Genomic DNA, 22080 nt, shown 5'->3' with positions numbered 1-22080 from the left:
TCTTCCCGCCACGGCCGGAGCTGGTCGGCTCAGGCCCTTCTGTCTCGGGTAGCGCGGTCCAGCGCGCGGTCCAGGACGACCAGTAGGGCGTCCCGCACCGAGAGCCGGTCCCGGGCATCGAACTGCACCAGGGGAACATGATCGCCGATTGCCAACGCCCAGCGGATCTCGCCCAGTTCCAGGGCCAGCCGGCCGTCGAAGGCGTTGACCCCGACCACGAACGGCAGCCCGGCCCGTTCGAAGAAGTCGATGGCCGGGAAACAGTCGTCCAGCCGGGCGCTGTCCACCACCACCAGCGCGCCGAGCGCCCCCCGGGCGAGGTCGTCCCACATGAAGCCGAACCGGGTCTGCCCGGGGGTGCCGAACAGGTAGAGCTTCAGGCTCCGGTCGATCGTCACGCAGCCGAAGTCCATCGCCACCGTGGTGGTGGTCTTGGTGGACCGGGCGCCCGGGTCGTCCACGCCGATCCCGGCGCTGGTCATCTCGGCCTCGGTGGTCAGCGGCGCGATCTCGGAGATCGCGCCCACGGTGGTGGTCTTGCCCACCCCGAACCCACCGGCGACCAGGATCTTGACCGGGATCGGCGGCGCGGCCGGTTTGCCGACCGGAGGCGGCACCGACGCGGTGCCCGACGAGGGCCGGTACGGCGGCGGGGCGGTCGGTGGTGGTCCGGCCCGCCCGACGATCGGCCCGGTGCCCGGGGACACGCCGTAGCGGGCGGCGGCGCTGTTCGCGGCGGCCCCGCCGAGCGGGGCGACCGGCCATTCAGGAGATCGCACGGAGTCCATCAATCACTCGCAGGATGAGGTCGGGATCGACAGCGTCGTCGGTGTCGGTGACGTGCACGTCCAGGTGCCCGGCGGCCCTCAGGTCGCCGACCAGGACCCGGGTCACGCCGAAATGCAGTCGGGCGCGGGCCGAGATCTCCGCCACCGAGATCGGCTCGGCGCAGAGCGCGATGATCGTCTGAAGTTCCGGTGCCAGCAGGGCGCCGGGTGGCCCCGCCCACCAGCCGCTGTCCGTGCGGGCGGTCACCTGGGTCTCCAACCCGATCGCCGGGTCCGCACCCGCCACCCGCCCGGAGGTGAGCACGAACGGGCGGGGACCGGCCGGCTGGTCCCCGCCCGGCTCCGGCTCGGGCAGCGCCGACGTCGCCGCCGCGCCGTCCCCGGTCGGGGGCGACGTACGCAGGTACGGGCGGATCCGTACTCGGGGATCCGGATCCGGGTCCTCGCCGGCGACGTCGGAGGTCACTGCTGAACGGCGTTCTTCAACTCGACGATCAGCCGCGGGGTCAGGGCGCCACCGGCCCGCCCGGCGAAGAGCGTCATCTCGTACGCGACGGTGCCCAGGTTCGCCGACCGGTCGGCGACCACCCCGAGCACGGAACCGCTGCTGATCGCACTGATCAGCAGGTAACCGTCGGCCATGTCGACGATCACCCGGTTGAGGCCGCCGAGCGCGTACCAACTGGCCGCCCCGCCGGCGAGGCTCGTCATCCCGGACACGACGGCGGCCAGTCGTTCCGCGTTGGACCGGTCCTTGATCGCCGACATGGCCATCAACAGGCCGTCCGAGGAGACCGCGATCGCCTCCAGGACGCCGGCCGTGCTGGAGGTGAAGGAGTCCAGCAGCCAGTTGAACGTACGGGCCTCCGGGCTGAGGTCCCCCGGGGTGCTGGGCTGACTCTGGTCGACGTTCTCGTGCAGGAAGGGGCTGGTCACCGTGATGATCCTTCTTCGTTGCGGTGGTCGGGGCTGACTTCGAGGAGAGCGCGGGCGACGCCCGCCTCGAACTCGGTGATGAGGTCACGGACTTCGGCCGGGTCACCGAGGTGGGTGCTGGGCGGCTGGCAGGCCGGGATGGCGGTGAGGTTCGCCCCCGGCACCCGTCGGCTCAACCGGGGCCGCCCCGGGCCGGCGTCGGCAGAGCCGCCGGCAGTCGGCACCGCGGGGCCGGTGCCGCCCGGTGTGCTCGGCAGGTCGACGGTCACCTCCGGGTGACCCACGGCCGTCCCGACCCCGGCCGACGAGCCGGCGAGGCCCGGTGCCACGTGCAGTTCGGCCCGACGTACACCGGCCTGGAATGCCTCGACCAGGGCGCGCGCGGCGGCGGGGTCCGCGCCGGTGGCGTCCACCGGCCGGGTCGGTGCGGCGGTGGCGTGCAGGCTGGCCCCGGGCACCCGCTGCCGGACCCGTGGCCCGGTCGGCTTGCCCGACGGTTCCGGCTCCTGGGCCTCGGGAGCGGTCTGCTCGGGCTGACCCCGACCGAACGCGTTCCAGGACGGGCCGGTGTCCAGGCTGCGGGTGGCCCGGCTGAGCAGGTCCGAGTCGAAGCGGGCCGGTGCGGCGACGACCGCCGTGCGGGGCGGCGCGGCGGGCTCCGGGTCGAGTGTCACCGTCGTACGCCGGTCTCGTGCCGGCACCGCGGCCCGTGCCACGGCCGCCCCGGGGCGCTCGACGCGACGCAGCACCAGTGACGTCGACGGGATCTCCAGGTGTGCGGTCACGCCCCCGCCGCCGGTGGCGGCCAGGCCGACCTGCCAGCCGTGCCGGCGGGCCAACCGGCCCACGACGAAGAGACCGAGCACCTCGGTGGGGGCCAGGTCGAGCCGTTCCCGGCGGGTGAACCGGGCGTTCTCCTCAGCCAGCCGTTGCTCACTCATGCCGATGCCGTGGTCCACCACGGTGAGTCGCGCGCCCAGGCCGGACGACTCGGCGGCCACCAGCACCCGGGTGTGCGGCGGGGAGAAGACGGTGGCGTTCTCCATCAGCTCGGCCAGCGCCAGGACGAGGTCACCGACCACCGCTGGCGCGGCCGAGATGCCCGTCGGCACCTGCACCTCCACCCGGGTGTAGTCCTCGATCTCGCCGAGTGCCAGCCGGACCACGTCGGCCAGTGGCACCGGTGCGGTGTGCGCGTCGGCCCCGGCCGAGCCGGAGAGCACCACGAGACTGCCCGCGTTGCGCCGCAGCCGGCTGGAGATGTGGTCGAGTCGGTACAGGTGCTCCAGGCGGCCCGGGTCGGCCTCCTGCTGCTCCAGCCGGTCGATCAACGCGATCTGCCGGCCCACCAGGTTCTGCGTACGCCGCCCGACGTGGCCGAACATCTGTGCCACGTTGCGCCGCCCGGCGACCTGCCGCTCGACCAGCTGCGCGGCGGTGTTCTGTACCCGGTCGAAGGCCCGGGCCAGGTCGCCGATCTCGTCGTTGGCCCGGATGTCGACCGGCTCCAGCCGGACCGCCTGGGGGCTCTCCGTCTCGTCGTCGGTGACCCGGACCAGCTCGGCCTCGGCGACCCGGGCGACCCGGTCGGCCGAGCGGGTGAGCCGGGTCAGCGGTCGGGCCACCGTCCGCGCGACCGCCACGCTGAGCAGCACCACCAGCGTCAGGATCAGCGCCGCCGCGGCACCGACCAGGTACGCGGCCGTCAGCGCCCGCCGCTGCTCGGCGGTCACCTCGGCGAGCACGTCGGCGACCAGCTTCTTCTCCACGAACTGACCGAGCCGGATCATCGTGCGGACGGCCGGGAAGAGCGCCTCCAGCGTCACGTCGTGGACCGCGGCGGCCGGGTCCCGGGCGCTCCTGACCAGGAAGTCGGGCTTGGTACGGGCGGCCACCGCGGCGTCGTTGAGCTGGGCCACCGTGAGCTGCTCGGGTGTGATCAGGCTGCGGAAACGCGAGTTGTCGACCATGAGCGCGGCGATGCACGCCACGTATCCGGCGGTGGTGTCCGGGGTGCCGACCGCCTTCACCAGCAGGCTCAGGGTGGCGCAGGTCGCCAGGCCCTCGTCGGCGCGGAGCAGCCCGTCGAGGGCGAGCACCTGACGGCCCGGCAACGTGTCGGTGTCCACCCCGACCACCAGCCGCAGCGACTCGATGATCCCCTTGTCGACCGGGCCGAACGCGTCCATCACCTGACCCGGGTTGGCGGCCCTGGCCAGCACGGCCGTCCGCAGGTCGACGAGGCTGGACACGCCGTCGAGGGCGTGGTCGACCTGGTCGGTCAACGCGTCGCTGCGCGCCGCCCGCAGGTCGGCCACCCGGTCGTCCACGTCGGCGGACTTGCGGACCAGCTCGCTCCGTTCGACCTGGCCGAGCAGGAAGCCGACGGAGAGGATGCGTTCCTGCTGGAGGTCCTGGACCAGGCTGCCGACCCGGCTGGCGAGTCGGACCCGTTCGGCGGTGTCGCCGGCCCGCTGTGCCGCGGCGACCCGGTCGAGCATCACCGGCACGGCGAGGCCGATCATGCTGAGCAGCGGGATCACCACGAGCATCGCCAGCTTGCCGCGGATCCGGAGCCTACCGAGCAGCATCGAAGGCTCCCCACTGCGCGGTCTCCGGTTCGCGGGCCGCGCCGGCGGGTTGCAGCGCACGCGGCTCGTCGACCGGCGGCTGCCAGGGGTCGCGGTGCAGCGGGGTGTCGGGGCTCTCCGCGTGGGTGGCGGCCTGGGCGGCCCGACGCCGCGACCGGCGGCCGGCGGCGATCAGCAGCGCGGCGAGGCAGCCCAGCAACAGGACGGCGACGAGCGCCGCTCCGGCGGTCAGCCAGCGGTCCCGGTCGAGCCGATCGATGCGCTCCTTCAGCAGAGCGTCCAGCTCGGCGAGAATGACCGGCTGGAGCTGGCGGGCCGAGCGGTGCGCGTTGAGCGCGGCGGCACCCAACTGGGCCGGGTCCACGGTGCCGGTCTCCCGGCCCGGCGCGGAGTACGCGGCGAGCGCCTCCACCGAGCGTTGGTAGGTGTCCAGCGGGGTCAGCACGTTGGCGCCCAGGTCGGTGCTCTCCGAACCGTCCACGGCCGAGCGCAGGTTGTCGACGAGGTCGGCGGCGGGGGCCAGTGCGGTCACCCGCAGACCGGTCAGCTCCATCAGGCCGCGAGGCCGCTCGGCGGCCGGCCGGCGGGAGACCAGCACGCCCAGGTCGCGAAGCCGGCCGGCGGCCACCATCGCCTCGGGCAGTTCCTGACCGACGCTGTCCTGGAGGAAGAAGGAGTCGGCCTCGGGGTCGCGGACCAGCCCGGAGCTTTCCCGGACCTTCCGGTGCAGGGCGAGCAGCAGGTCGGAGACCTCGCCGTACGCCGTGTAGGCGGCCTCCGGGTCGGCGGCGGCACGGCCGCGCAACGCCTCCAGCTTGGCCCGTACGCCGGCCCAGCGTTCCTGACTGAGCAGTTCACCGCCGATCCGGGCGTCCACGGCGGCGGCGTTCTCGACCGCTCGGTTCAACGCCTCCCGTGCGGCGGGACGCCCGTCCACCGCGGCGGACTGGGCCTCGACGAGAGCGTCGGTGACGGTGGCCAGAGCGGTGAGGTACTGCACGCCGAGCCGTTCCCGGGCGGCGAGGTCCCGGTCGTCGGTGATCTGCCGCCAGTTCGACGTGACGAGCAGGCCCAACGGTGCCAGCAGCGCTCCGATGAGCAGCAGGGGCAGCAGTCGGCCCAGCATGGACGGCCGTCGACGGGCCCGCGGCGCGGGGACTGTCATGTGTGTCTCCTCCGGCGTGGGGCGCGGATCGGCGCGGCGTCGGGTGGACCGACAAGTCCCGTGCACCGGACCGGAAAACTAATCGAACCCCCGGCTGGTCAGACCGCACTCGACGAGTCAGGTTCGCGTCAGTTCGAGTCATGTCACCATTTGTCCGCGTTACCGGCACGCTCTGTGTCAGCTGTGGGTGTGACATGGAGGGATCGAGGTGGATATCCGCGGAAGATCGGAATTCACGGGATCCGAAGTCAACTCACTGGGCCGCGTCGGACGCTGCGCGCTCGCACCACACTCCGCACCGATCGGAGCAACCGGACGGACGTACGGCGGATCTCAGCCAACGCTCAGGCTGCGGCCCGTACCGTGTGCCGCATGACATCGCCGTCGCCGGCCGCGTGGTTCCGGCGTGCCCTGCCCACCCGCCGCCGCGCGACCGCCGCCGCGGTGGTCGTCGTGCTGTTGGCCGCCGCCGTGACCTGGGCGGTGTGGCCACAGGGACCGGGCGTACGCACCGAGAGCGCGATGCTCACCGTCCGCTCCGGACCATCCGGGGACCAGCCGGTGGACCTGGACACCACCCTCTACCTGCCGGACGACGCCTCGTCGACCCGGAAGGTGCCGGCGGTGCTGCTGGCGCACGGGTTCGGCGGCACCAAGGAGTCGGTGCGTTCCGACGCGGAGGAGTTCGCCGGGCGCGGTTACGCGGTGCTCACCTGGACCGCGCGGGGTTTCGGCCGCAGCGGCGGTGAGATCCACCTCGACAACCCGGACTACGAGGTACGCGACGCGGAGCGGCTGCTGGACTGGCTGGCCGCCCGGCCGGAGGTGCGCACCGACGCCGCCGGCGACCCGAAGGTCGGCGTGGTCGGCGGCTCGTACGGCGGTGGGTTGGCGTTGCTGCTGGCCGCCCAGGACCGTCGGGTCGACGCGATCGTCCCCATGATCACCTGGAATGACCTGTCCCGCGCGTTCCTGCCGGAGAGCACCGGCGCGGCGCCGACCGAGGGCGTGTTCAAGAAGGGCTGGGCCGGCCTCTTCTTCGGCGGGGGCGGCAACGTGGGCTCCGGCCCGGCCGGGCTCTCCGGTGCGACCGCCGCCCAGCCGCAGGGCGCCCCGGCGTCGGCCGGCCCACCCAGCCCCGGGCCGGCCGCCGGCCCCGGCACCGGGCCCGGTGGCGCCCCGGCCGGTGCCGCCGACCCGTCCTGCGGTCGGTTCGCCGCCGACGTCTGCGCCGCGTACCTCCGGATCGCCACCACCGGCCGAGCCGACCAGGCCGCCGTGGACCTGCTGCGCCGCTCCAGCCCGGCGGGTGTGCTGGACCGGATCAAGGCACCCACCCTGCTGGTGCAGGGCGAGGCGGACACCCTCTTCCCGCTCGGTGAGGCGGACGCGAACGCGCGCGGCATCGCCGCCGCCGGCACCCCGGTCCGGGTCGCCTGGTTCACCGGCGGGCACGACGGCGGCAGCGGGCCCCGCTCGGACTCCGACCGGGTGAAGTTCCTGACCGTCCAGTGGCTCGACCACTACGTCAAGGGCGAGGGGGACGCGCCCGGCGACGACTTCACCTGGTCGCGGATCGCCGGCTTCGACGCGCTCGACCGAGGTCTGGTCGCCACCGGCTTCCGCCGCGCCGACTACCCCGGCCTGGCCGGCAACGGCCGCCGGGAGGTGGCGGTCGCGGGCCCGGTCCAGCCGATCGCGAACCCGCCGAACGGCAATCCCGCCGCCATCTCCTCGATTCCGTTCGCCGGCGGACTGGCCTCGCTGCTGGACGGCGTGGCCGGCGATGTGCCCGGCCAGCACGCCCAGTTCGAGTCGACGCCGCTGACCGAGGCGGTCGACGTGGCCGGCACGCCCACCGTCACGCTGCGGGCCGCGTCGCCGACCGGTACGGCGGTGCTCTTCGTCAAGCTCTACGACGTCGACAAGGACGGCGCGGCCACCCTGCCGAACGGCCTGGTCGCCCCGATCCGGCTCACCGGTCTGCCGCAGCGGGTGCAGGACGCCCGCCCGGTCACCGTGACGCTGCCCGGGATCGTCCGACGGGTGGAGGCCGGGCACCGGCTGCGGCTGGTGGTGGCCACCTCCGACCAGGCGTACACCACCCCCGCCGAACCGACCGTCTACACGGTCGCGGCGGACGGCGCGGTCAGCCTGCCCACGGTCAGCGGCGAGCCGATCCCCACCGCGGCGACGGTCTGGCGTTGGGTGCTCGCCGGCCTGCTCGCCGCGATCGTGATCGGGCTCGTCGTGGTCGTCGCCCTGGTCCGCCGCCGGCACCGCCGCCAGGACCGGTCGGTGCATCCGGAGTACGCGGACACCCCGCTGGCCGTGCGCGCGCTGCGCAAGGAGTACGCGGACGGCTTCGTCGCCGTGTCGAACGTGGACTTCGAGGTGCACCCGGGTCAGGTCGTGGGTCTGCTCGGGCCGAACGGTGCCGGCAAGACCACCACCCTGCGGGTGCTGATGGGGCTGACCCAGCCGACCGCCGGGGAGATCTACGTCTTCGGTCGTCGGCTGGTGCCCGGCTCGCCGGTGCTGTCCCGGATCGGGGCGCTGGTGGAGGGGCCGGGCTTCCTGCCGCACCTGTCGGGTCTGGACAACCTGAAGGCGTACTGGCGGGCAACCGGGCGGCCGTGGGAGGACGCACACTTCGACGCGGCACTGGAGATCGCCGGGCTGGGTGACTCCGTGCACCGGAAGATCAAGAACTACAGCCACGGCATGCGCCAGCGCCTGGCCATCGCCCAGGCCATGCTCGGCCTCCCCGAACTGCTGGTGTTGGACGAGCCGACCGACGGGCTCGACCCGCCGCAGATCGCCGAGATGCGCCGGGTGCTCCAGCGGTACGCCACGGACGGGAGGGCGGTGCTGGTCTCCAGTCACCTGCTGGCCGAGGTGGAGCAGACCTGTACGCACGCGGTGGTGGTGAACAAGGGTCGGATCGTGGCGTCCGGGCCGGTGGAGGAGATCGTGGGCGAGTCGCCGAGTGTGCTCTTCGACGTCACCGACCCGGTGGCGGCGCGGGCGGTGCTGGACCGGCTGCACGGGGTCCGCGTGCTGCCGGAGAGCGACGGCCAACTGGTGGTCGACACCAACGGCACGGCCCGCAGCGAGGTGGTGGCGGAGCTGGTGCGCGCCGGCATCGGGGTGGACCGGGTGGTGCCCCGGCGACGCCTGGAAGACGCGTTCCTCGCCCTGGTGGGCGACAACTCTCGGGGAAGCGGTGACCGGTGATGGTTGTTACTGACGCGGGTGAGGCCCGTGGCTACCGGCCGTCGGCCACCATGCCGTTCATGGCGGAGTTCCGTCGGCAGGCGTCCCGGCGACGGACCCAGTTGGCGCTCGGGTTCATGGTGCTGCTGCCGCTGATCATCCTGATCGCGTTCCAGTTCAACTCAGGTGGCGACGACGACAACGGCAACAACGAGTTCGCCAGCCTGGTCGACCTGGCCACGTCCGGCGGGCTGAACTTCACCCTGTTCGCCATCTTCGTGTCGGCGTCGTTCCTGCTGGTGGTGGTCGTCGCGCTGTTCTGTGGCGACACGGTGGCCAGCGAGGCGAGCTGGGGCAGCCTGCGCTACCTGCTGGCGATCCCGGTGCCGCGGGCCCGGTTGTTGACGGTGAAGCTGGTGGTCGCGCTCGCGTACTCGGGACTGGCCCTGCTGCTGTTGGCCGGCACCGCCCTGCTGGCCGGCACCCTGCGCTACGGCTGGTCACCGCTGCGCAGCACGGTCGCCGCCGAGCTGGAACCCACCGAGGGGCTGCTGCGGCTGCTGGCCGTACTGGGCTATCTGGCGGTCGTACTCCTGGTGGTGGCCGGGCTGGCGTTCCTGCTGTCGGTGACCACGGACGCGGCGCTGGGCGCGGTGGGCGGGGCGGTTCTGCTCTGGATCCTGTCCAGCATCCTGGACCAGATCACCGCCCTGGGCGGACTGCGGGACTTCCTGCCCACCCATTTCAGCACCGCCTGGCTGGGGTTGCTCTCGACTCCGGTGCAGACCGACGACGTGGTGCGCGGGTGCATCTCGGCGATCAGCTACGCGACGCTGTTCTGGGGGCTGGCGTTCTGGCGCTTCACCCGCAAGGACATCACGTCGTAGCGGGATGGCTCACAGCCGGCTGTCCGGCGGGCTCACCGAGGACGGCACCGCGCTCGGCGCCGGCGGCGGGGCCGGCCGGGACGGCACCGGCGTGGACGGGTCGGCCTTCTTCCAGGCGCTGACGCCGATTCGGCCGGTGTTGCCCAGGTCGATCGGCCCGTCCGGGTCCACCTCCTCGGCGGGCTGCCCGGCAGCCGGTGCCACGGTCAGGAACTCCCCGTTGGTGGCCACCACCGTCGAGTCCGTGACCAGGTTGCGCCAGAGCACCACGGCGGTGGCCCGTTCCCCGGGGTCGAGGGTGACCTGCCGGGGTGGCTGGTCGAAGCCCGAGGTGATCTCCTTGGCGCCGTTGACCACCCGCAACATGATCGGCTCGTGCTGCTCGTCGAACACGTGCAGCACCGGGTACCCGTTGAGCCGGTAGGGGCGGTCGCCGCAGTTGACCAGCTCCACTCCGAGGGCGCGCAGGCCCATGGCGGCGTCCCCGCCGGTCGACCGGATCCGAACGCCGCTGGCCGGGCAGCCGGCCAGCGGACCGCTGCTCGCTGACTGGCTCGGCGCGGTCGGCGGCCGGCTGGGAGGGTCCCCGCCCTGGCCGCGATGGTCGCCGGGAGTGCAGCCGCCGAGCGTGAGAGCCATCGCGACCGCCGCGCTGATGCGCCGCCGTGCCGCCGTGTCGCGGGAGACCATTCGTTGATCCTGGCCCACGTGGGTGTGCCGCCGCCGCCCGGCCCCGACAGTCGGGTGCCGTGTCAGGCTGCCCCACAGCTGGGCCGGCTGCACCGTCCCCGCCGGATTGCCTCCCGGGACGGGGGGCTCCTTGTCTTGGGCCCTTGTAGCTGACTCGTTTACGACATCGCTAGCCATGCCGGCGCATCGTGGTCTGGCGATCCTCCGCCGTGTCGGTCACGGCGCTCGATCTCGCACCTGCCCCGCCGAGTGAGGTCGCATGACCGCGAGGCACCTCATCAGGGGGTGAGGGCTCCTGTCTGCGCGTGCCTGGGGCAGTTCGACAGGCGGCACCCACAGTATGGGAGCGCGCCCACGGCGGGTCGACCTGCTGGAATTTGAACGTTTCGGCAGCTCAGGGGCTCAGGCGGCGCGCCTGCGGCGCTGCGGTTGCTCGACGCTGGCCGTGGACACCGGTACATTCCGACCGGGGACCTTCCCACTGGCAAGGAATTTATAACCTTCGATAGTTTCATGCCTCACATTGAAGGAATCAGATCCCTTCGATGGAGGTTCCAATGGATGTTTCTCGGCTCGGCGGGCCGGCCCTGTCCCTGTTTCGCATCGTGGTCGGCCTGCTGTTCACGTTGCACGGCCTGACCTCGGTCTTCGGGTTGTTCGGCGGCAACCCGATGACCGGTGCCGCGATACCAATCGGCACCTGGCCAGGCTGGTGGGCCGCGCTGATCCAGTTGGTCTGCGGCGCCCTGGTGCTGGCCGGGCTCTTCACCCGACCCGCCGCTCTGCTCGCATCTGGCTCGATGGCGTACGCCTACTTCGTGGTGCACCAGCCGGATGATCTGCTACCGCTGCACAACGGTGGTGAGCTGTCCGCTCTCTTCTGCTGGTCGTTCCTGCTGGTCGCGACCCTCGGCCCGGGTTCCTGGGCGCTCGACACGCTGCTCGCCCGTCGCCGCGACGTTCGACCCGCGCCAGCGGCGCCGGTGGCCGAGTCCAGCTCGATGGTCGTCTGACCCCACCCGGCACCGTGCTGATGTCGTAAACGATTCAGCTCCGTAGCGGGGCGGGTGGCAGGTTCCCCCGCCCCGCGCGAGAGCCGGGACGACCAAGCGGGAAGGTCAGGCCGAGGTGCGCGTACCGAGCACCGCGTCCAGGAGGCCGGGGTAGAGGCGGTCCAGCTCGTCGCGGCGGAGTCGAACCAGTCGGCTCGTGCCGGCGGCGCGGGTCCGGGTCAGGCCCGCCTCGCGCAGCACCCTGAGATGGTGGCTGCGGGTCGCCTTGGAGACGCCGAAGTCGAAGCTGCCGCAGGCGGACTCGCCGCCCTCGGCGAGCGTCCGGACGATCTGTAGCCGCACGTCGTCGGCGAGCGCGGCCAGCACGCTGGTGACCGGTACGGCGGTCAGGTCGGGTTCGTGCAGCTCCATGTGACCAGTGTAACCCTTGTTCGACAATAATCGAACAACACCCTATGGTCGGTGTCGTTGGTTCGACGATACTCGAACATTGGAGTTGCCGATGCGATCCCGCGCCGCCGCTTACCCACTGCTCGCCGTGCTCGGCTGGGGCGTGATGTTCCCGGTGCTGGCCAGCGCGCTGAACCGGGTCGATCCGCTCAACCTGACCACCGCGCGCTACCTGCTGGCCGCCGTCGTCCTGGTCGCCATCCTGCTGCTGCGCGAGGGCACTGCGGCACTGCGGCACGGGAGCCGGGCGGTCGAGGTGGTGGTGCTCGGCGTGGTCGGCTTCGCGGGCTTCAACCTGCTCACCAACCTGGCGCTCGAACACGCCGCCCCGCAGCAGATCTCCCTCTTCGTGGCCACCACGCCGGTGATCACCCAACTCGTCCGCTGGGCGCGGGACGGCGTACGCCCGAAGCCGCTCCTGCTTGCCCTCTCCCTGGTGGCGCTCATCGGGGTCGGCCTGGTGATCACGCGTGGGAGCCTGGCCGGGCTCGGCCAGTTCGGCCTCGGCGGGCTGATGATGATCGGCGCGGTGCTGGGCTGGGGCATCTACACCCACGGCGCCAGCCGGTTCGGCGAGTGGTCGCCACTGCGCTTCACCACGCTGACCGCGCTCTCCGGCACGGCCGCCATGCTCGCCCTGAGCATCGGCGCCGACGCCGTCGGCTGGCAGCACGCGCCAGGCGCCGACGACCTCGTGGCGGTCACCCCGCAGTTGGCGTACGCCGTGCTGGTGGGTGCGGTCGTCGCGGTCCTGGCCTGGAACACCGGCGTGCAGCGACTCGGCGCCGCCAACGCCGCGCTGTTCATGAACCTGGTCCCGGTGACCACCTTCGCCGTGCAGATCGCCCGCGGTTACCGGCCGGTCGGGGTCGAGCTCGCCGGGGCGGCACTCACCATCGCCGCCCTGATCGCCGCCAACCTGGCGACCCGCGCCCGCACCGCCCCCGGCTACCAGGCGACAGCCGTCGCCGACCCGGTGGCGGTAGTCGACCCGGTCGCCGTGGTGGGCCGTTAGCTAGGCCGGCCGGGTCAGTTCGACGGCGACCAGATTGGCGGGGTGGTTGAGCACGACCCGGTAGGCGCCGAGCTGGCCCTCCTCCCGCTCGGGCTGCGCAGCCTTGCCGGCGGTGACCCGGCGGTCCAGCCAAGCGTCCAAGCCGTCGCGGTCCCTGCCGGCGGGGAGAGCCCCGAGAGCGCAGTCGTCGATGAACTGCCGCCCCTCGCCGGTGAGCGGTCGATCGCCCGGACCGCTGGCCCCGCAGTACACCCCGCGCAGCCGCTTCTCCTTGTCGATGAACAGCGTCACCTGCCGGGTGCCGCTGGCCGGGTCGCCGGCCACCCCACTGTGCTGGGTGGCGGAGCCGAAGTACGGATTGCTGTAGAGCCGCAGCTTCCACCGCGCTGCCAACCGTTGCAGCAACACCTGTGGGTCGACTCCGGGCATCGCGGTGTCGCCGTTGTCGAAGGGCGAGCGAGCGGGCGCGGGGTTGGCGCCGTCGAGGGAAGCGCCGGGCACCGCGGAAGCCCCTGCCGGAACGCCCGTCTCCGGCCCGACCGCGCCCGGGGTGCCGGGGGCGGTCGCGGCGCTCGGTGTGCTCCGGGCCGCGTCCCGCTCCACCTGCGAATCGTCGGCCTGCCGAGTGACGGCGACCACCACGATGACGACCAGGGCCGCGACGGCGAGCAGGAGGGCCAGCCACCACAGTGATCGCCGATGTCGCTGCTGCTCGGGAGAGTCGGTCGAAGGCTGGCCGGTGGCCTGGTCGATGGTCATGCGGTTGCCACCATGCTCGATCCCCGTTTCATCCGCCCCGCCGAGCCGTCGGGGAGTGCTCGATGTCTACCACGCGACATCGACACACTCAAGTCTGTCGCGGCTACCTCCGGTAAGGCTAGCGTGACCCAAGGTCTCGTCCTTACCTACACGGGGGTGTTAACAGGTGCGACTACGTCTGCATGCGGTTTTTGCCGCGCTCGTCCTGATGGCGAGCGCGGGCGCTGTGGTCCAGGCCAGTCCGGCCCAAGCGGCGGTCAACTGCAACGGTTGGAAGTGCGACGGCCGTTGGCCCGGCGAGGAGGGTTGCCGAGCCGATCAGGTCGCGGTCAAGCAGATCGGGATGGACCGACTCGGCGGTGGCCGGGCGACCATCTACCGGTCCCGGGCCTGTGGGGCCGCCTGGGCCGACTTCGACTTCACCACGGCGCCGAACTATTCCTGGCTCTTCCTGTACCTCTGGGCGCAGCCCGCCTACGGAGGAAAGGGCAGGATCATCCGTAACGGCTCCGGTCAGCACTCCACACTCGTCTCCGGCACCACCAAGACGTACCGAACGGTCCTGGTCAGCTGGGACAACTCGGTGAAGCTGTGTTTCGGCGACGGCTACCAGATTCCCGGCCAGGAGTACGACCCGGACCCGGACTCGACCGGTAACGGGCCGTCGGGAGCGTGTTCCACATGGCAGTGAACATGTCGATCCTGCGATCTCGCCGCCGTCCGGAGGGGAACCCCATGCACGCCGCCCGCCTGCGGGCCGTCCTGGCAACCGTGGTGCTCACCTCGACTGTGACCATTGCGCCCCAGGCCGCGTCCGCCGTCCCCACCCCGTCGACCGACACCGGCCGGCAGGCCGCCGTCACCGACCCCGCCCGCGTTCTCGGCGACGACTGGAAGTCGTCCTCCGACGTCCTGGTCACCGGATCGGGCGACACCGACGGTTTCCACCTCTACATCGCCCGGGAGAAGGACGCCTTCGCCTGGTCGCGGCTGGCCACCCTGACCGGCGGGCGGACCGAGGCCGGCGCCTGGACCGGCTACGTCTGCCTGACCGGCTCCGGCCGGTACGCCGCCGTGGTCTACGCGCCGGTCATGGCCACCAACAAGCCGGCTCTGGTGAGCGCCGGTGCGCTCGCGGCCGTCGTCGACGTCCGCACCGGTGCCGCTCGAAAGATTGCCGACGACGTCCAACTCGCCTACTTCAACCCGGGCTGCGGACCGGACGACCGGATCCTGCTGACCCGAGCCATCGGCTTGGACCAGCAGCAGACCGACCTGTTGACGGTCGACGCAGCCGCCAGCAAGGTCGTGAGCACCCGGCGGGTCAAGGCGCAGCTCACCAATCCGGCCCCCGGGCCGGACGGCGACTACGGCGTGATCCGTGGCGAGGTCGTCCGCGTCGCCCAGAACGGCCGGCCGACTGTCGTCGCGCGGCCGGGCGGCCAGCCCTACGGCCTGCGGGCCACGGCCGACGCCGCCCTCGACGTGGTGACGCTCAAGTCGGAGGGCGGTGTCGAGCGATCGGCCGCCTACCGGCATCGGGCCGGCCGAACGACGCACCTCGGGACCTCGCCCGGGAAGCGGCTCGAACTCTTCGGCCTGTCCGAGGGGCGCAACGCGCTGGTCGGGGACGTGACCGGGATCGCCACCGGTGCCGCCCGCGACCTGCGTCTGCTGCGCAGCAGTCGGCCGGCCCGTGCCGTTTCACAGCAGGGGCACCTCGTCGTGCAGGGGTTGTCGGTCGAGCAGACGCGGGAGCGGATGGCGGGCCGGAAGGCGGCGGCCGGTGTTCTGCGGGTCTCGGTCGAGTCGCCCGTCAGCGGCAAGACCCAGTCCGGCACGGTGCGATCAGAGCGCCGGGCCCCCGCCGACGTGGCCCGGCCGACCTTCACCGGCCCGATGGCCGCCGCACTGGACGACCTGCCGCCGATCACCGACCCGGGCCAGCCGAAGTGCGTGATCGGTCGTAACGAGCTGTCCACCCAGGTTCTCCAGCCCAGCGCCAACCAGGTCGAGTGGGCAGTCGACCAGGCGGCCAACGGTGTGCTGTTGAACGATCGGAGCACTCCGGGCGCCGGCGAGCCCTACAAGCCGCAGGTGATGTTCAAGAAGCCGACGAACGCCCCGAACGTGCCGGCGCAGCTGATGCTGGCGATCCTCGCGCAGGAGACCAACCTGGCCCAGGCGTCGTGGCACGCCGTGCCCGGCGACGCGGGTAACCCGCTGATCTCGGACTACTACGGTCACCGGGCACACGAGGAGGACATCCGCATCATCGACTACTCGTCGGCGGACTGCGGTTACGGCATCTCCCAGGTGACCGACGGCATGGCCCGGGGCCAGACCACCTACAACTATTACCAGCAACAGGCCATCGCGATGGACTACCAGGCCAACATCGCCGCCGGCATGGCGATCCTCCAGGCGAAGTGGCTGGAGGTGGCGCGGACCGGATCCATGGTCAACAACGGCAACCCGGCCTTCATCGAGAACTGGTACCTGGCCGTGTGGGGCTACAACTCGGGCGTCTACCAGAACACCGGCGGTCCATACGGCGTCGGCTGGTTCAACAACCCGGCCAACCCGCAGTACAAGGCGACCCGCGACCCGTTCCTCCGGGTCGACAAGGACGACGCGAGCCACCCGGCCGACTGGTCGTACCCGGAGAAGATCATGGGCTGGGCCGAGGTGCCGCAGTGGCAGTGGATCGAACCGTTCGACAAGTACCTGCCGCCGGCCTTCGGGACCAACTCCAACAACCAGCTCCAGCTGCCCGGTCGCTACCAGTTCTGCGGCACTGTCAACTACTGCACTCCCAACGTCCTCAACGCCTGCCCGTCCGACAACTCGAACTGCTGGTGGCACGGCACGACGAGTTGGAGCGACGGGTGTGCCGCCAAGTGCGCCAAGGAGCGACTGGCGTTCCCGCTGTTCTCGTCCGAGCCACCGCTGTTGCGGGTCTATCCGACCGCCTGCACACCGTTCAAGGCCGACATCGGCACGGTCGCCGCAGTCATCGACGACAGCAACGGGGACTCCAGCTTCAACCGGTTGGGGTGTGCGCCACAGCCCCGGGGTGGCAAGTTCACGCTGCGCACCGGCAGCCCCTTCGGCTCGAACGCCGCCCTGTACGGCCAGGTGGACCTGCACCAGGTCGGTGCCGGCTATCTGGGGCACACCTGGTTCACCCACTCGTACGACGGTGACTCCGGGGGCAGCGAGGAGTACAAGCGTCACCGGGTGCTGGGCACCTGGACGACCGACCTGCCGTCGGACGACTACGAGATCGTCGTACACCTGCCCTCGCACGGCGCCAACGAACAGGTGGACTACATCATCTCGCAGGGCGACGGCGGTCCCGGTGGCTCCGACAACCAGATCGTCTGCTCGATCGACCAGAACTCCGCGAACTGGGAGGACAAGTGGGTGTCGCTGGGGTGGACGTGGCTCTACCCGGGCGCCAAGGTCCAGCTCGACAACATCGTCGCCCAGGCGGAGGGCACCGTTGACGTGGCGTACGACGCGATCGCCTTCGTCAACGTTCCCGGTTACGCCAACGGCCGCGACTGCGGAGATCCCTACCCGGGGAACTGACGCACGACCTGGTGGCCGGGGTGAGGCGACTCGCCCCGGCCACCGCCGCCCGTGCGGCAGGGATCCCGTGGGTCCGTTCGTGGCGGGGCTGGTGGGACTGCTCACCACGCGGGACACCCGTGGGCGTCCCGCGTGGTATTGCGTAGACTCGACGGCACAACTGAATACCTCATCCAGAGGGGCTGAGGGATACGGCCCGACGACGCCCCGGCAACCACCCCGCGCGCTCACCGCTGAGCGACCCGCGGGGCAGGTGCCAATTCCGTCCCCGCCGCACCGTGCGATGCGGGGAAAGATGAGAGGACTCTCGACATGACGTCGACGCTCGCCGCATCCGGCATCGACACCTCCGCCAGCCCCGCCCGCGCCCTGGTCTGCCGTGCCTGTTCGGCCCGCTACCCACTCGCCGCCCAGCACGCCTGTTACGAGTGTTTCGGTCCGCTGGAAGTCGACTATGACCTCGCCGCACTGGCCACCGTCACCCGGGAGCAGATCGAGGCCGGCCCGCAGAACATCTGGCGGTACGCCGCCCTGCTGCCCGCCGGTCAGGATCCGGCCAGCCGGGTGACCCTCGACCCGGGGCTGACCCCGCTGGTGGCGGCCCCGCACCTCGCCGCCGAGTTGGGCATCACCGCGCCGCTGTGGGTCAAGGACGACAGCGCAAACCCCACCCACTCGTTCAAGGACCGGGTCGTCTCGGTGGCGCTCACCGCCGCCAAGGCGCTCGGCTTCAGCCGCTTCGCCTGCGCGTCGACCGGCAACCTGGCCAACTCGGTGGCCGCCCACGCCGCCCGCGCCGGCGTACCGTCGGTGGTCTTCATCCCCAGCGACCTGGAGCAGGGCAAGGTCATCACCACTGCCGTCTACGGCGGCGACCTGGTCGCCATCGACGGCTCGTACGACGATGTCAACCGGCTCTGCGGCGAGTTGGTGGAGACCGACGAGTTCGAGGACACCGCGTTCGTCAACGTGAACGTCCGGCCGTACTACGCGGAGGGTTCCAAGACCCTCGGCTACGAGGTGGCCGAGCAGCTCGGCTGGCGGATCCCGGCTCAGGTGGTCATCCCGATGGCCAGCGGCGAGCTGCTCACCAAGATCGACAAGGCGTTCTCCGAGCTGGTGGAGATCGGCCTGGTCGAGGCGCCGGCCGGTGGCTGGAAGGTCTTCGGCGCGCAGTCCGCCGGCTGCAACCCGATCGCTACCGCCCTGCACGCCGAGACCGACACGATCATCCCGGTCAAGCCCACCGGCATCGCCAAGTCGCTCAACATCGGCGACCCGGCCGCCGGCCTCTACGCCCTGGAGGCGGTTCGCCGCACCGGCGGTTGGATGGAGTACGTCGACGACGACGAGATCCGGGCGGGCATCCGTGATCTGGCCCGTACCACCGGGGTCTTCGCCGAGACCGCCGGTGGGGTGACCGTGGCCGTGCTGCGCAAGCTGGTCGAGTCCGGTCGGCTCGACCCGGCGGCCGAGACCGTCGTGTTCAACACCGGTGAGGGTCTCAAGACCATCGACGCGGTGGCCGGCCAGGTCGGGCCGACCCACCACATCAAGCCCTCGCTGCGCGCCGCCCGCGACGCCGGCCTGCTCGGCTGAGGCGCCCCGGCGCGCGCCGGCCGCTCTCCGAGTGGGGGATGGGCGGCCACCCGGTCGGAGGACCAGGCGGATCCGCCGGGTAACTGGCTTTTCGCAGTGAGTGTGGAAAACCCGCCCCTACGGACTTGACGGCAGGAACCGGACGGCGCAAGATGCTCCGTGCGGGAGGGCATTTCGCCGAAGACTTTTGAAGTTCTTGCGACCCAACGCCGGAGGCGTTGTGCGAGTGTCCCTCCCGACCACGTTCGATCGGGCCAGCGGTTAATTCGCTGGCCCGATCGCTTTTCCGGGGTGCACCCTCAGCGGCATGAGCATCACGATCGCGTCGTTCGACGGCGCCGACCGGACGTCGGTCGACGAGGCGTACCGGATCGGGTCGGCGGCCAACGACGCCGATCTGCCCGACTTCCCGCCCTCCTGTCGGCGTCGCTTCGACGCGCTGTTCCACACGCCGATGCCCGGCACCCGGTCGCTCTGGGCACTCGCCCGACTCGACGGCGTACCGGCCGGCTACCTCCAACTGGACCTGCCGCAGCTCGACAACACCGAGAACGCCACCGCGGACCTGCTGGTGCATCCCGAGCTGCGGCGTCGCGGCGTCGGCCGGGCCCTGCACGAGTACGGGGTGCGCCTGCTGCGCGAGCACGGCCGCAAGCGGGTCGTGGCGATGGCCGTCTCCGCGCTGCCCGGCGGACCCGCCCGCAACGTGGCCGGCGACGCGTTCGCCGCCGCGACCGGAGCCCACCCCGCCCTCGCCGAGGTGCGTCGCCGCCTGCACGTCGGTGAGATCGACCGGATCGCGCTGCGGGCGGCGCTCGCCGAGGCCCGTCCGCGAGCCGAGGGCTACCAGTCGGTCTGCTGGCAGGGGGCGACCCCGCAGGAGTACGTCGCCGACATCGCCTACCTCGACGGCCGGCTGATGGTGGACGCGCCCATGGGTGACGTGCAGTGGGAGCCGGAGCAGGTGGACGCCGAGCGCATCCGCGGCAACGAACGGGCGCTGGACGCCCGGGGCCGGCGGCGCTACCACCTCGGAATGCGGCACGAGGCGTCCGGCCGGCTGGTCGCCTGGACGCTGCTGGACGTGGGCGCCAGCACCGACTGGCACGCCTTCCAGCAGATCACCATCGTCGACCCGGCTCATCGTGGGCACCGGCTCGGCCTCATCGCCAAGGCGGAGAACCTGCACCACCTACTCACCCACGAGCCGGCCGTACGGGTGATCGACACCTGGAACGCGACAAGCAACAGCTACATGGTGGCGATCAACGAGCAGCTCGGCTTCCGCCCGGTGGACTCCTGGACCGATTGGCAGCTCACCCTCTGACGGGTATCGGCGCTACTGTTCGCGGGCCTGACTCAGGCATGCGTCGCTGCCGGGCATTCGCGCTACTGTTCGCGGACCTGACTCAGGCATGCGTCGCTGCCGGGCATTCGCGCTACTGTTCGCGGACCTGACTCAGGCATGATGGCGGGCATGACGGAGACCCCGCAGCCCCTGTACGACAGGCACGCCGACACCCTCAACCGTGCGCTGACCGCGATCACGGAGCGGGGCTACTGGTCCGCCTACCCCGAATCCCCCAGCCCCCGGGTGTACGGCGAGACCGCCGCCGCCGACGGTAAGGCCGCCTTCGAGGCGTACCTCGGTGGTGACTTTCCGCTCGACCAGCCCGGCAGCGGCGCACGGGTCGCCACCGAGACGAGCCCGTTCGGGGTGGAGTTGGCGGTGCGTTACCCGCACGCCGGCCCCGGCGAGCTGGTCAGCGCCGCCTCCGCCGCGCTGCCGGCGTGGCGCGACGCCGGCCCGCAGGCCCGGGTGGGCGTCTGCCTGGAGATCCTCGACCGGCTGCACAAGCACATCTTCGAGCTGGCGAACGCGGTGCAGTTCACCAGCGGGCAGGCGTTCGTGATGGCCTTCCAGGCCGGTGGCGCGCACGCGCTGGACCGGGCGCTGGAAGCGCTGGCGTACGCGTACGCCGAGATGACCCGGCACCCGGGCACGGCGGGCTGGGAGAAGGCCGCCGGCAAGGGTGACCCGCTGCGGATGACCAAGACGTTCCACGTGGTGCCGCGTGGGGTGGCGCTGGTGATCGGCTGCAACACCTTCCCGACCTGGAACTCGTACCCCGGGCTGTTCGCCTCGCTGGTCACCGGCAACCCGGTGATCGTCAAGCCGCACCCGCGCGCGGTGCTGCCGCTGGCCATCACCGTGAAGTACGCCCGGGAGGTGCTCGCCGAGGCCGGCTTCGACCCGAACCTGATCATGCTGGCGGCCGAGGCGCCCGGTGAGAAGCTCGCCAGTGACCTGGCCCTGCACCGCGCCGTCCGGATCGTCGACTTCACCGGCTCCACCGAGTACGGCGACTGGCTGGAGACGCACGCCCGGCAGGCGTCGGTCTACACCGAGAAGGCCGGCCTCAACACCGTCGTCATCGACTCCACCGACGACTTCGCCGGCATGTGCCGCAACCTCGGTTTCACGCTGACCCTCTACAGCGGGCAGATGTGCACCACCTCGCAGAACATCCTCATCCCCGGCGGGGGCATCGAGACCGACCAGGGGCACAAGAGCTTCGACGAGGTGGCCGGCGGGATCGCCGCCGCGGTCGGCAAGCTCACCGCCGACCCGGGCCGGGGCGTGGAGCTGACCGGCGCCATCGTCAACGACGGGGTGCTGGAGCGGCTGGCCGAGGTCACCAAGGTCGGCGAGCCGGTGCTGGAGTCGCGGACGGTGACCCACCCGTCGTACGCCGACGCGGTGGTGCGTACCCCGACGATCGTGAAGCTGACCGCGGACGACGCGGACACGTACGGCCGGGAGTGGTTCGGGCCGATCTCGTTCGCGATCGCCACCGACTCCACCGCGCACAGCCTGGAGCTGCTGCGCCGGACGGTCGGTGAGAAGGGCGCACTCACCGCCGGGGTCTACTCGACGGACGAGGCGGTGCTGGACGCCGCCGAGGCGGTGGCGGTCGAGGTCGGGGTGCACCTGTCCTGCAACCTCACCGGCGGGGTCTTCGTCAACCAGTCGGCGGCGTTCTCCGACTTCCACGGCAGTGGGGCGAACGCGGCGGCCAACTCGGCGTTGACGGACGGGGCGTACGTGGCCAACCGGTTCCGGATCGTGCAGTCTCGGCGGCACGTCTGATCCTGGTTGCGGTCGGGGTTTTCGGGGTGGCCTCGTTGGTTGCGGTTGGGGTTTCGGGGCAGCCTCGTTGGTTGCGGCTTGAGAGTTCCGAGGTGGCCTCGTTGGTTGCGGTCGGGGGTTTCCGGGGCAGCCCGACCCGCGCAGGGATCAAGCCTGACCGCCCGGAGCGGGGCGGGCTGCCCCGGAAACCCCGCCGTGGGCACGGTGGTCGCCGACGGGACCGGTC

The 22080-nt window shown here is 71.7% G+C and carries 17 protein-coding genes and 1 riboswitch; of the genes, 9 read left to right on the top strand and 8 right to left on the bottom strand.

The features are described from left to right. Nucleotides 1-29: 29 nt before the first annotated feature. The 5 genes from AB0J33_RS10380 to AB0J33_RS10360 are packed head-to-tail and all read right to left on the bottom strand — an operon-like array spanning nt 30 to nt 5480. Entirely contained in the window at nt 30-788 is a 759-nt protein-coding gene (locus AB0J33_RS10380; RefSeq protein WP_363611961.1) for an ATP/GTP-binding protein, read from the bottom strand. Further along, on the bottom strand, nt 766-1254 hold the full coding sequence (locus AB0J33_RS10375; protein ID WP_363611959.1) for a DUF742 domain-containing protein: 489 nt from the start codon (nt 1252-1254) through the stop codon (nt 766-768). Before AB0J33_RS10375 ends, AB0J33_RS10380 begins: the two co-directional genes overlap by 23 nt. After that, nucleotides 1251-1724: a roadblock/LC7 domain-containing protein gene (locus AB0J33_RS10370; RefSeq protein ID WP_363611957.1), complete on the bottom strand. Its 474-nt coding sequence runs from the start codon at nt 1722-1724 to the stop codon at nt 1251-1253. Before AB0J33_RS10370 ends, AB0J33_RS10375 begins: the two co-directional genes overlap by 4 nt. After that, nucleotides 1721-4315, bottom strand: coding sequence for a nitrate- and nitrite sensing domain-containing protein (locus tag AB0J33_RS10365; protein WP_363611955.1), 2595 nt, complete (start codon nt 4313-4315; stop codon nt 1721-1723). The genes AB0J33_RS10370 and AB0J33_RS10365 overlap by 4 nt, the downstream gene beginning before the upstream one ends. Beyond that, nucleotides 4302-5480: a hypothetical protein gene (locus AB0J33_RS10360; RefSeq protein ID WP_363611954.1), complete on the bottom strand. Its 1179-nt coding sequence runs from the start codon at nt 5478-5480 to the stop codon at nt 4302-4304. Before AB0J33_RS10360 ends, AB0J33_RS10365 begins: the two co-directional genes overlap by 14 nt. Nucleotides 5481-5852: 372 nt before the next feature. Between AB0J33_RS10360 and AB0J33_RS10355 the strand changes: the two genes are divergently transcribed. Next, nucleotides 5853-8717: an alpha/beta fold hydrolase gene (locus tag AB0J33_RS10355; RefSeq protein ID WP_363611952.1), complete on the top strand. Its 2865-nt coding sequence runs from the start codon at nt 5853-5855 to the stop codon at nt 8715-8717. After that, nucleotides 8717-9583 carry an ABC transporter permease subunit gene (locus AB0J33_RS10350; protein WP_363611950.1) on the top strand — a complete coding sequence of 289 codons (867 nt, stop codon included), beginning with the start codon at nt 8717-8719 and terminating at the stop codon, nt 9581-9583. The genes AB0J33_RS10355 and AB0J33_RS10350 overlap by 1 nt, the downstream gene beginning before the upstream one ends. A gap of 9 nt (nt 9584-9592) precedes the next feature. On the opposite strand, the gene AB0J33_RS10345 is transcribed toward AB0J33_RS10350, so the two are convergent. After that, nucleotides 9593-10273: a DUF4232 domain-containing protein gene (locus AB0J33_RS10345; protein ID WP_363611948.1), complete on the bottom strand. Its 681-nt coding sequence runs from the start codon at nt 10271-10273 to the stop codon at nt 9593-9595. 557 nt (nt 10274-10830) lie between these two features. Here AB0J33_RS10345 and AB0J33_RS10340 point away from each other — a divergent pair. Beyond that, nucleotides 10831-11286, top strand: a complete 456-nt coding sequence (locus AB0J33_RS10340; RefSeq protein WP_363611946.1) for a DoxX family protein — start codon at nt 10831-10833, stop codon at nt 11284-11286. A 105-nt stretch (nt 11287-11391) separates the two neighbouring features. Here AB0J33_RS10340 and AB0J33_RS10335 read toward each other — a convergent pair whose 3' ends face one another. Next, nucleotides 11392-11697, bottom strand: coding sequence for an ArsR family transcriptional regulator (locus AB0J33_RS10335; RefSeq protein ID WP_363611944.1), 306 nt, complete (start codon nt 11695-11697; stop codon nt 11392-11394). Nucleotides 11698-11788: 91 nt separating this feature from the next. Here AB0J33_RS10335 and AB0J33_RS10330 point away from each other — a divergent pair, with 91 nt between their 5' ends. Then, nucleotides 11789-12751 (top strand): DMT family transporter, encoded by a 963-nt coding sequence (locus AB0J33_RS10330; protein WP_363611942.1) that lies wholly within the window; start codon nt 11789-11791, stop codon nt 12749-12751. Here the strand turns inward: AB0J33_RS10330 and AB0J33_RS10325 are convergent, their stop codons facing one another. Next, nucleotides 12752-13510: a hypothetical protein gene (locus tag AB0J33_RS10325; protein ID WP_363611940.1), complete on the bottom strand. Its 759-nt coding sequence runs from the start codon at nt 13508-13510 to the stop codon at nt 12752-12754. Between the two features lie 166 nt (nt 13511-13676). Between AB0J33_RS10325 and AB0J33_RS10320 the strand changes: the two genes are divergently transcribed. The 5 genes from AB0J33_RS10320 (at nt 13677) to paaN (ending at nt 21854) form a co-directional block, all read left to right on the top strand. Continuing rightward, a complete protein-coding gene (locus AB0J33_RS10320) occupies nt 13677-14201 on the top strand; it encodes a hypothetical protein (RefSeq protein ID WP_363611938.1) in 525 nt (174 codons plus the stop codon). A gap of 44 nt (nt 14202-14245) precedes the next feature. Continuing rightward, nucleotides 14246-17104: a hypothetical protein gene (locus AB0J33_RS10315; RefSeq protein ID WP_363611936.1), complete on the top strand. Its 2859-nt coding sequence runs from the start codon at nt 14246-14248 to the stop codon at nt 17102-17104. 166 nt (nt 17105-17270) lie between these two features. After that, nucleotides 17271-17406: riboswitch (SAM riboswitch) on the top strand. 10 nt (nt 17407-17416) lie between these two features. Further along, nucleotides 17417-18703 carry a threonine synthase gene (gene thrC / locus AB0J33_RS10310; RefSeq protein WP_363611934.1) on the top strand — a complete coding sequence of 429 codons (1287 nt, stop codon included), beginning with the start codon at nt 17417-17419 and terminating at the stop codon, nt 18701-18703. Between the two features lie 307 nt (nt 18704-19010). Continuing rightward, nucleotides 19011-20030, top strand: a complete 1020-nt coding sequence (locus AB0J33_RS10305; RefSeq protein ID WP_363611932.1) for a GNAT family N-acetyltransferase — start codon at nt 19011-19013, stop codon at nt 20028-20030. 150 nt (nt 20031-20180) lie between these two features. Then, nucleotides 20181-21854: a phenylacetic acid degradation protein PaaN gene (paaN, locus tag AB0J33_RS10300; RefSeq protein WP_363611930.1), complete on the top strand. Its 1674-nt coding sequence runs from the start codon at nt 20181-20183 to the stop codon at nt 21852-21854. Nucleotides 21855-22080: the final 226 nt, after the last annotated feature.

The organism is Micromonospora sp. NPDC049645, assembly GCF_040675155.1.
Lineage (GTDB): Bacteria > Actinomycetota > Actinomycetes > Mycobacteriales > Micromonosporaceae > Micromonospora.
The sequence above is the reverse complement of the archived record's forward strand: the minus strand, read 5'-3'. Positions and strand labels throughout refer to the sequence as shown.

Excerpts from the sequence above, each read along its gene's own strand:
- AB0J33_RS10380 (WP_363611961.1), bottom strand. The coding sequence starts at position 788 with ATGGACTCCGTGCGATCTCCTGAATGGCCGGTCGCCCCGCTCGGCGGG.
- AB0J33_RS10365 (WP_363611955.1), bottom strand. The coding sequence starts at position 4,315 with ATGCTGCTCGGTAGGCTCCGGATCCGCGGCAAGCTGGCGATGCTCGTG.
- AB0J33_RS10360 (WP_363611954.1), bottom strand. The coding sequence starts at position 5,480 with ATGACAGTCCCCGCGCCGCGGGCCCGTCGACGGCCGTCCATGCTGGGC.
- AB0J33_RS10355 (WP_363611952.1), top strand. The coding sequence starts at position 5,853 with ATGACATCGCCGTCGCCGGCCGCGTGGTTCCGGCGTGCCCTGCCCACC.
- AB0J33_RS10350 (WP_363611950.1), top strand. The coding sequence starts at position 8,717 with ATGGTTGTTACTGACGCGGGTGAGGCCCGTGGCTACCGGCCGTCGGCC.
- AB0J33_RS10345 (WP_363611948.1), bottom strand. The coding sequence starts at position 10,273 with ATGGTCTCCCGCGACACGGCGGCACGGCGGCGCATCAGCGCGGCGGTC.
- AB0J33_RS10340 (WP_363611946.1), top strand. The coding sequence starts at position 10,831 with ATGGATGTTTCTCGGCTCGGCGGGCCGGCCCTGTCCCTGTTTCGCATC.
- AB0J33_RS10335 (WP_363611944.1), bottom strand. The coding sequence starts at position 11,697 with ATGGAGCTGCACGAACCCGACCTGACCGCCGTACCGGTCACCAGCGTG.
- AB0J33_RS10330 (WP_363611942.1), top strand. The coding sequence starts at position 11,789 with ATGCGATCCCGCGCCGCCGCTTACCCACTGCTCGCCGTGCTCGGCTGG.
- AB0J33_RS10325 (WP_363611940.1), bottom strand. The coding sequence starts at position 13,510 with ATGACCATCGACCAGGCCACCGGCCAGCCTTCGACCGACTCTCCCGAG.
- AB0J33_RS10315 (WP_363611936.1), top strand. The coding sequence starts at position 14,246 with ATGCACGCCGCCCGCCTGCGGGCCGTCCTGGCAACCGTGGTGCTCACC.
- thrC (WP_363611934.1), top strand. The coding sequence starts at position 17,417 with ATGACGTCGACGCTCGCCGCATCCGGCATCGACACCTCCGCCAGCCCC.
- AB0J33_RS10305 (WP_363611932.1), top strand. The coding sequence starts at position 19,011 with ATGAGCATCACGATCGCGTCGTTCGACGGCGCCGACCGGACGTCGGTC.
- paaN (WP_363611930.1), top strand. The coding sequence starts at position 20,181 with ATGACGGAGACCCCGCAGCCCCTGTACGACAGGCACGCCGACACCCTC.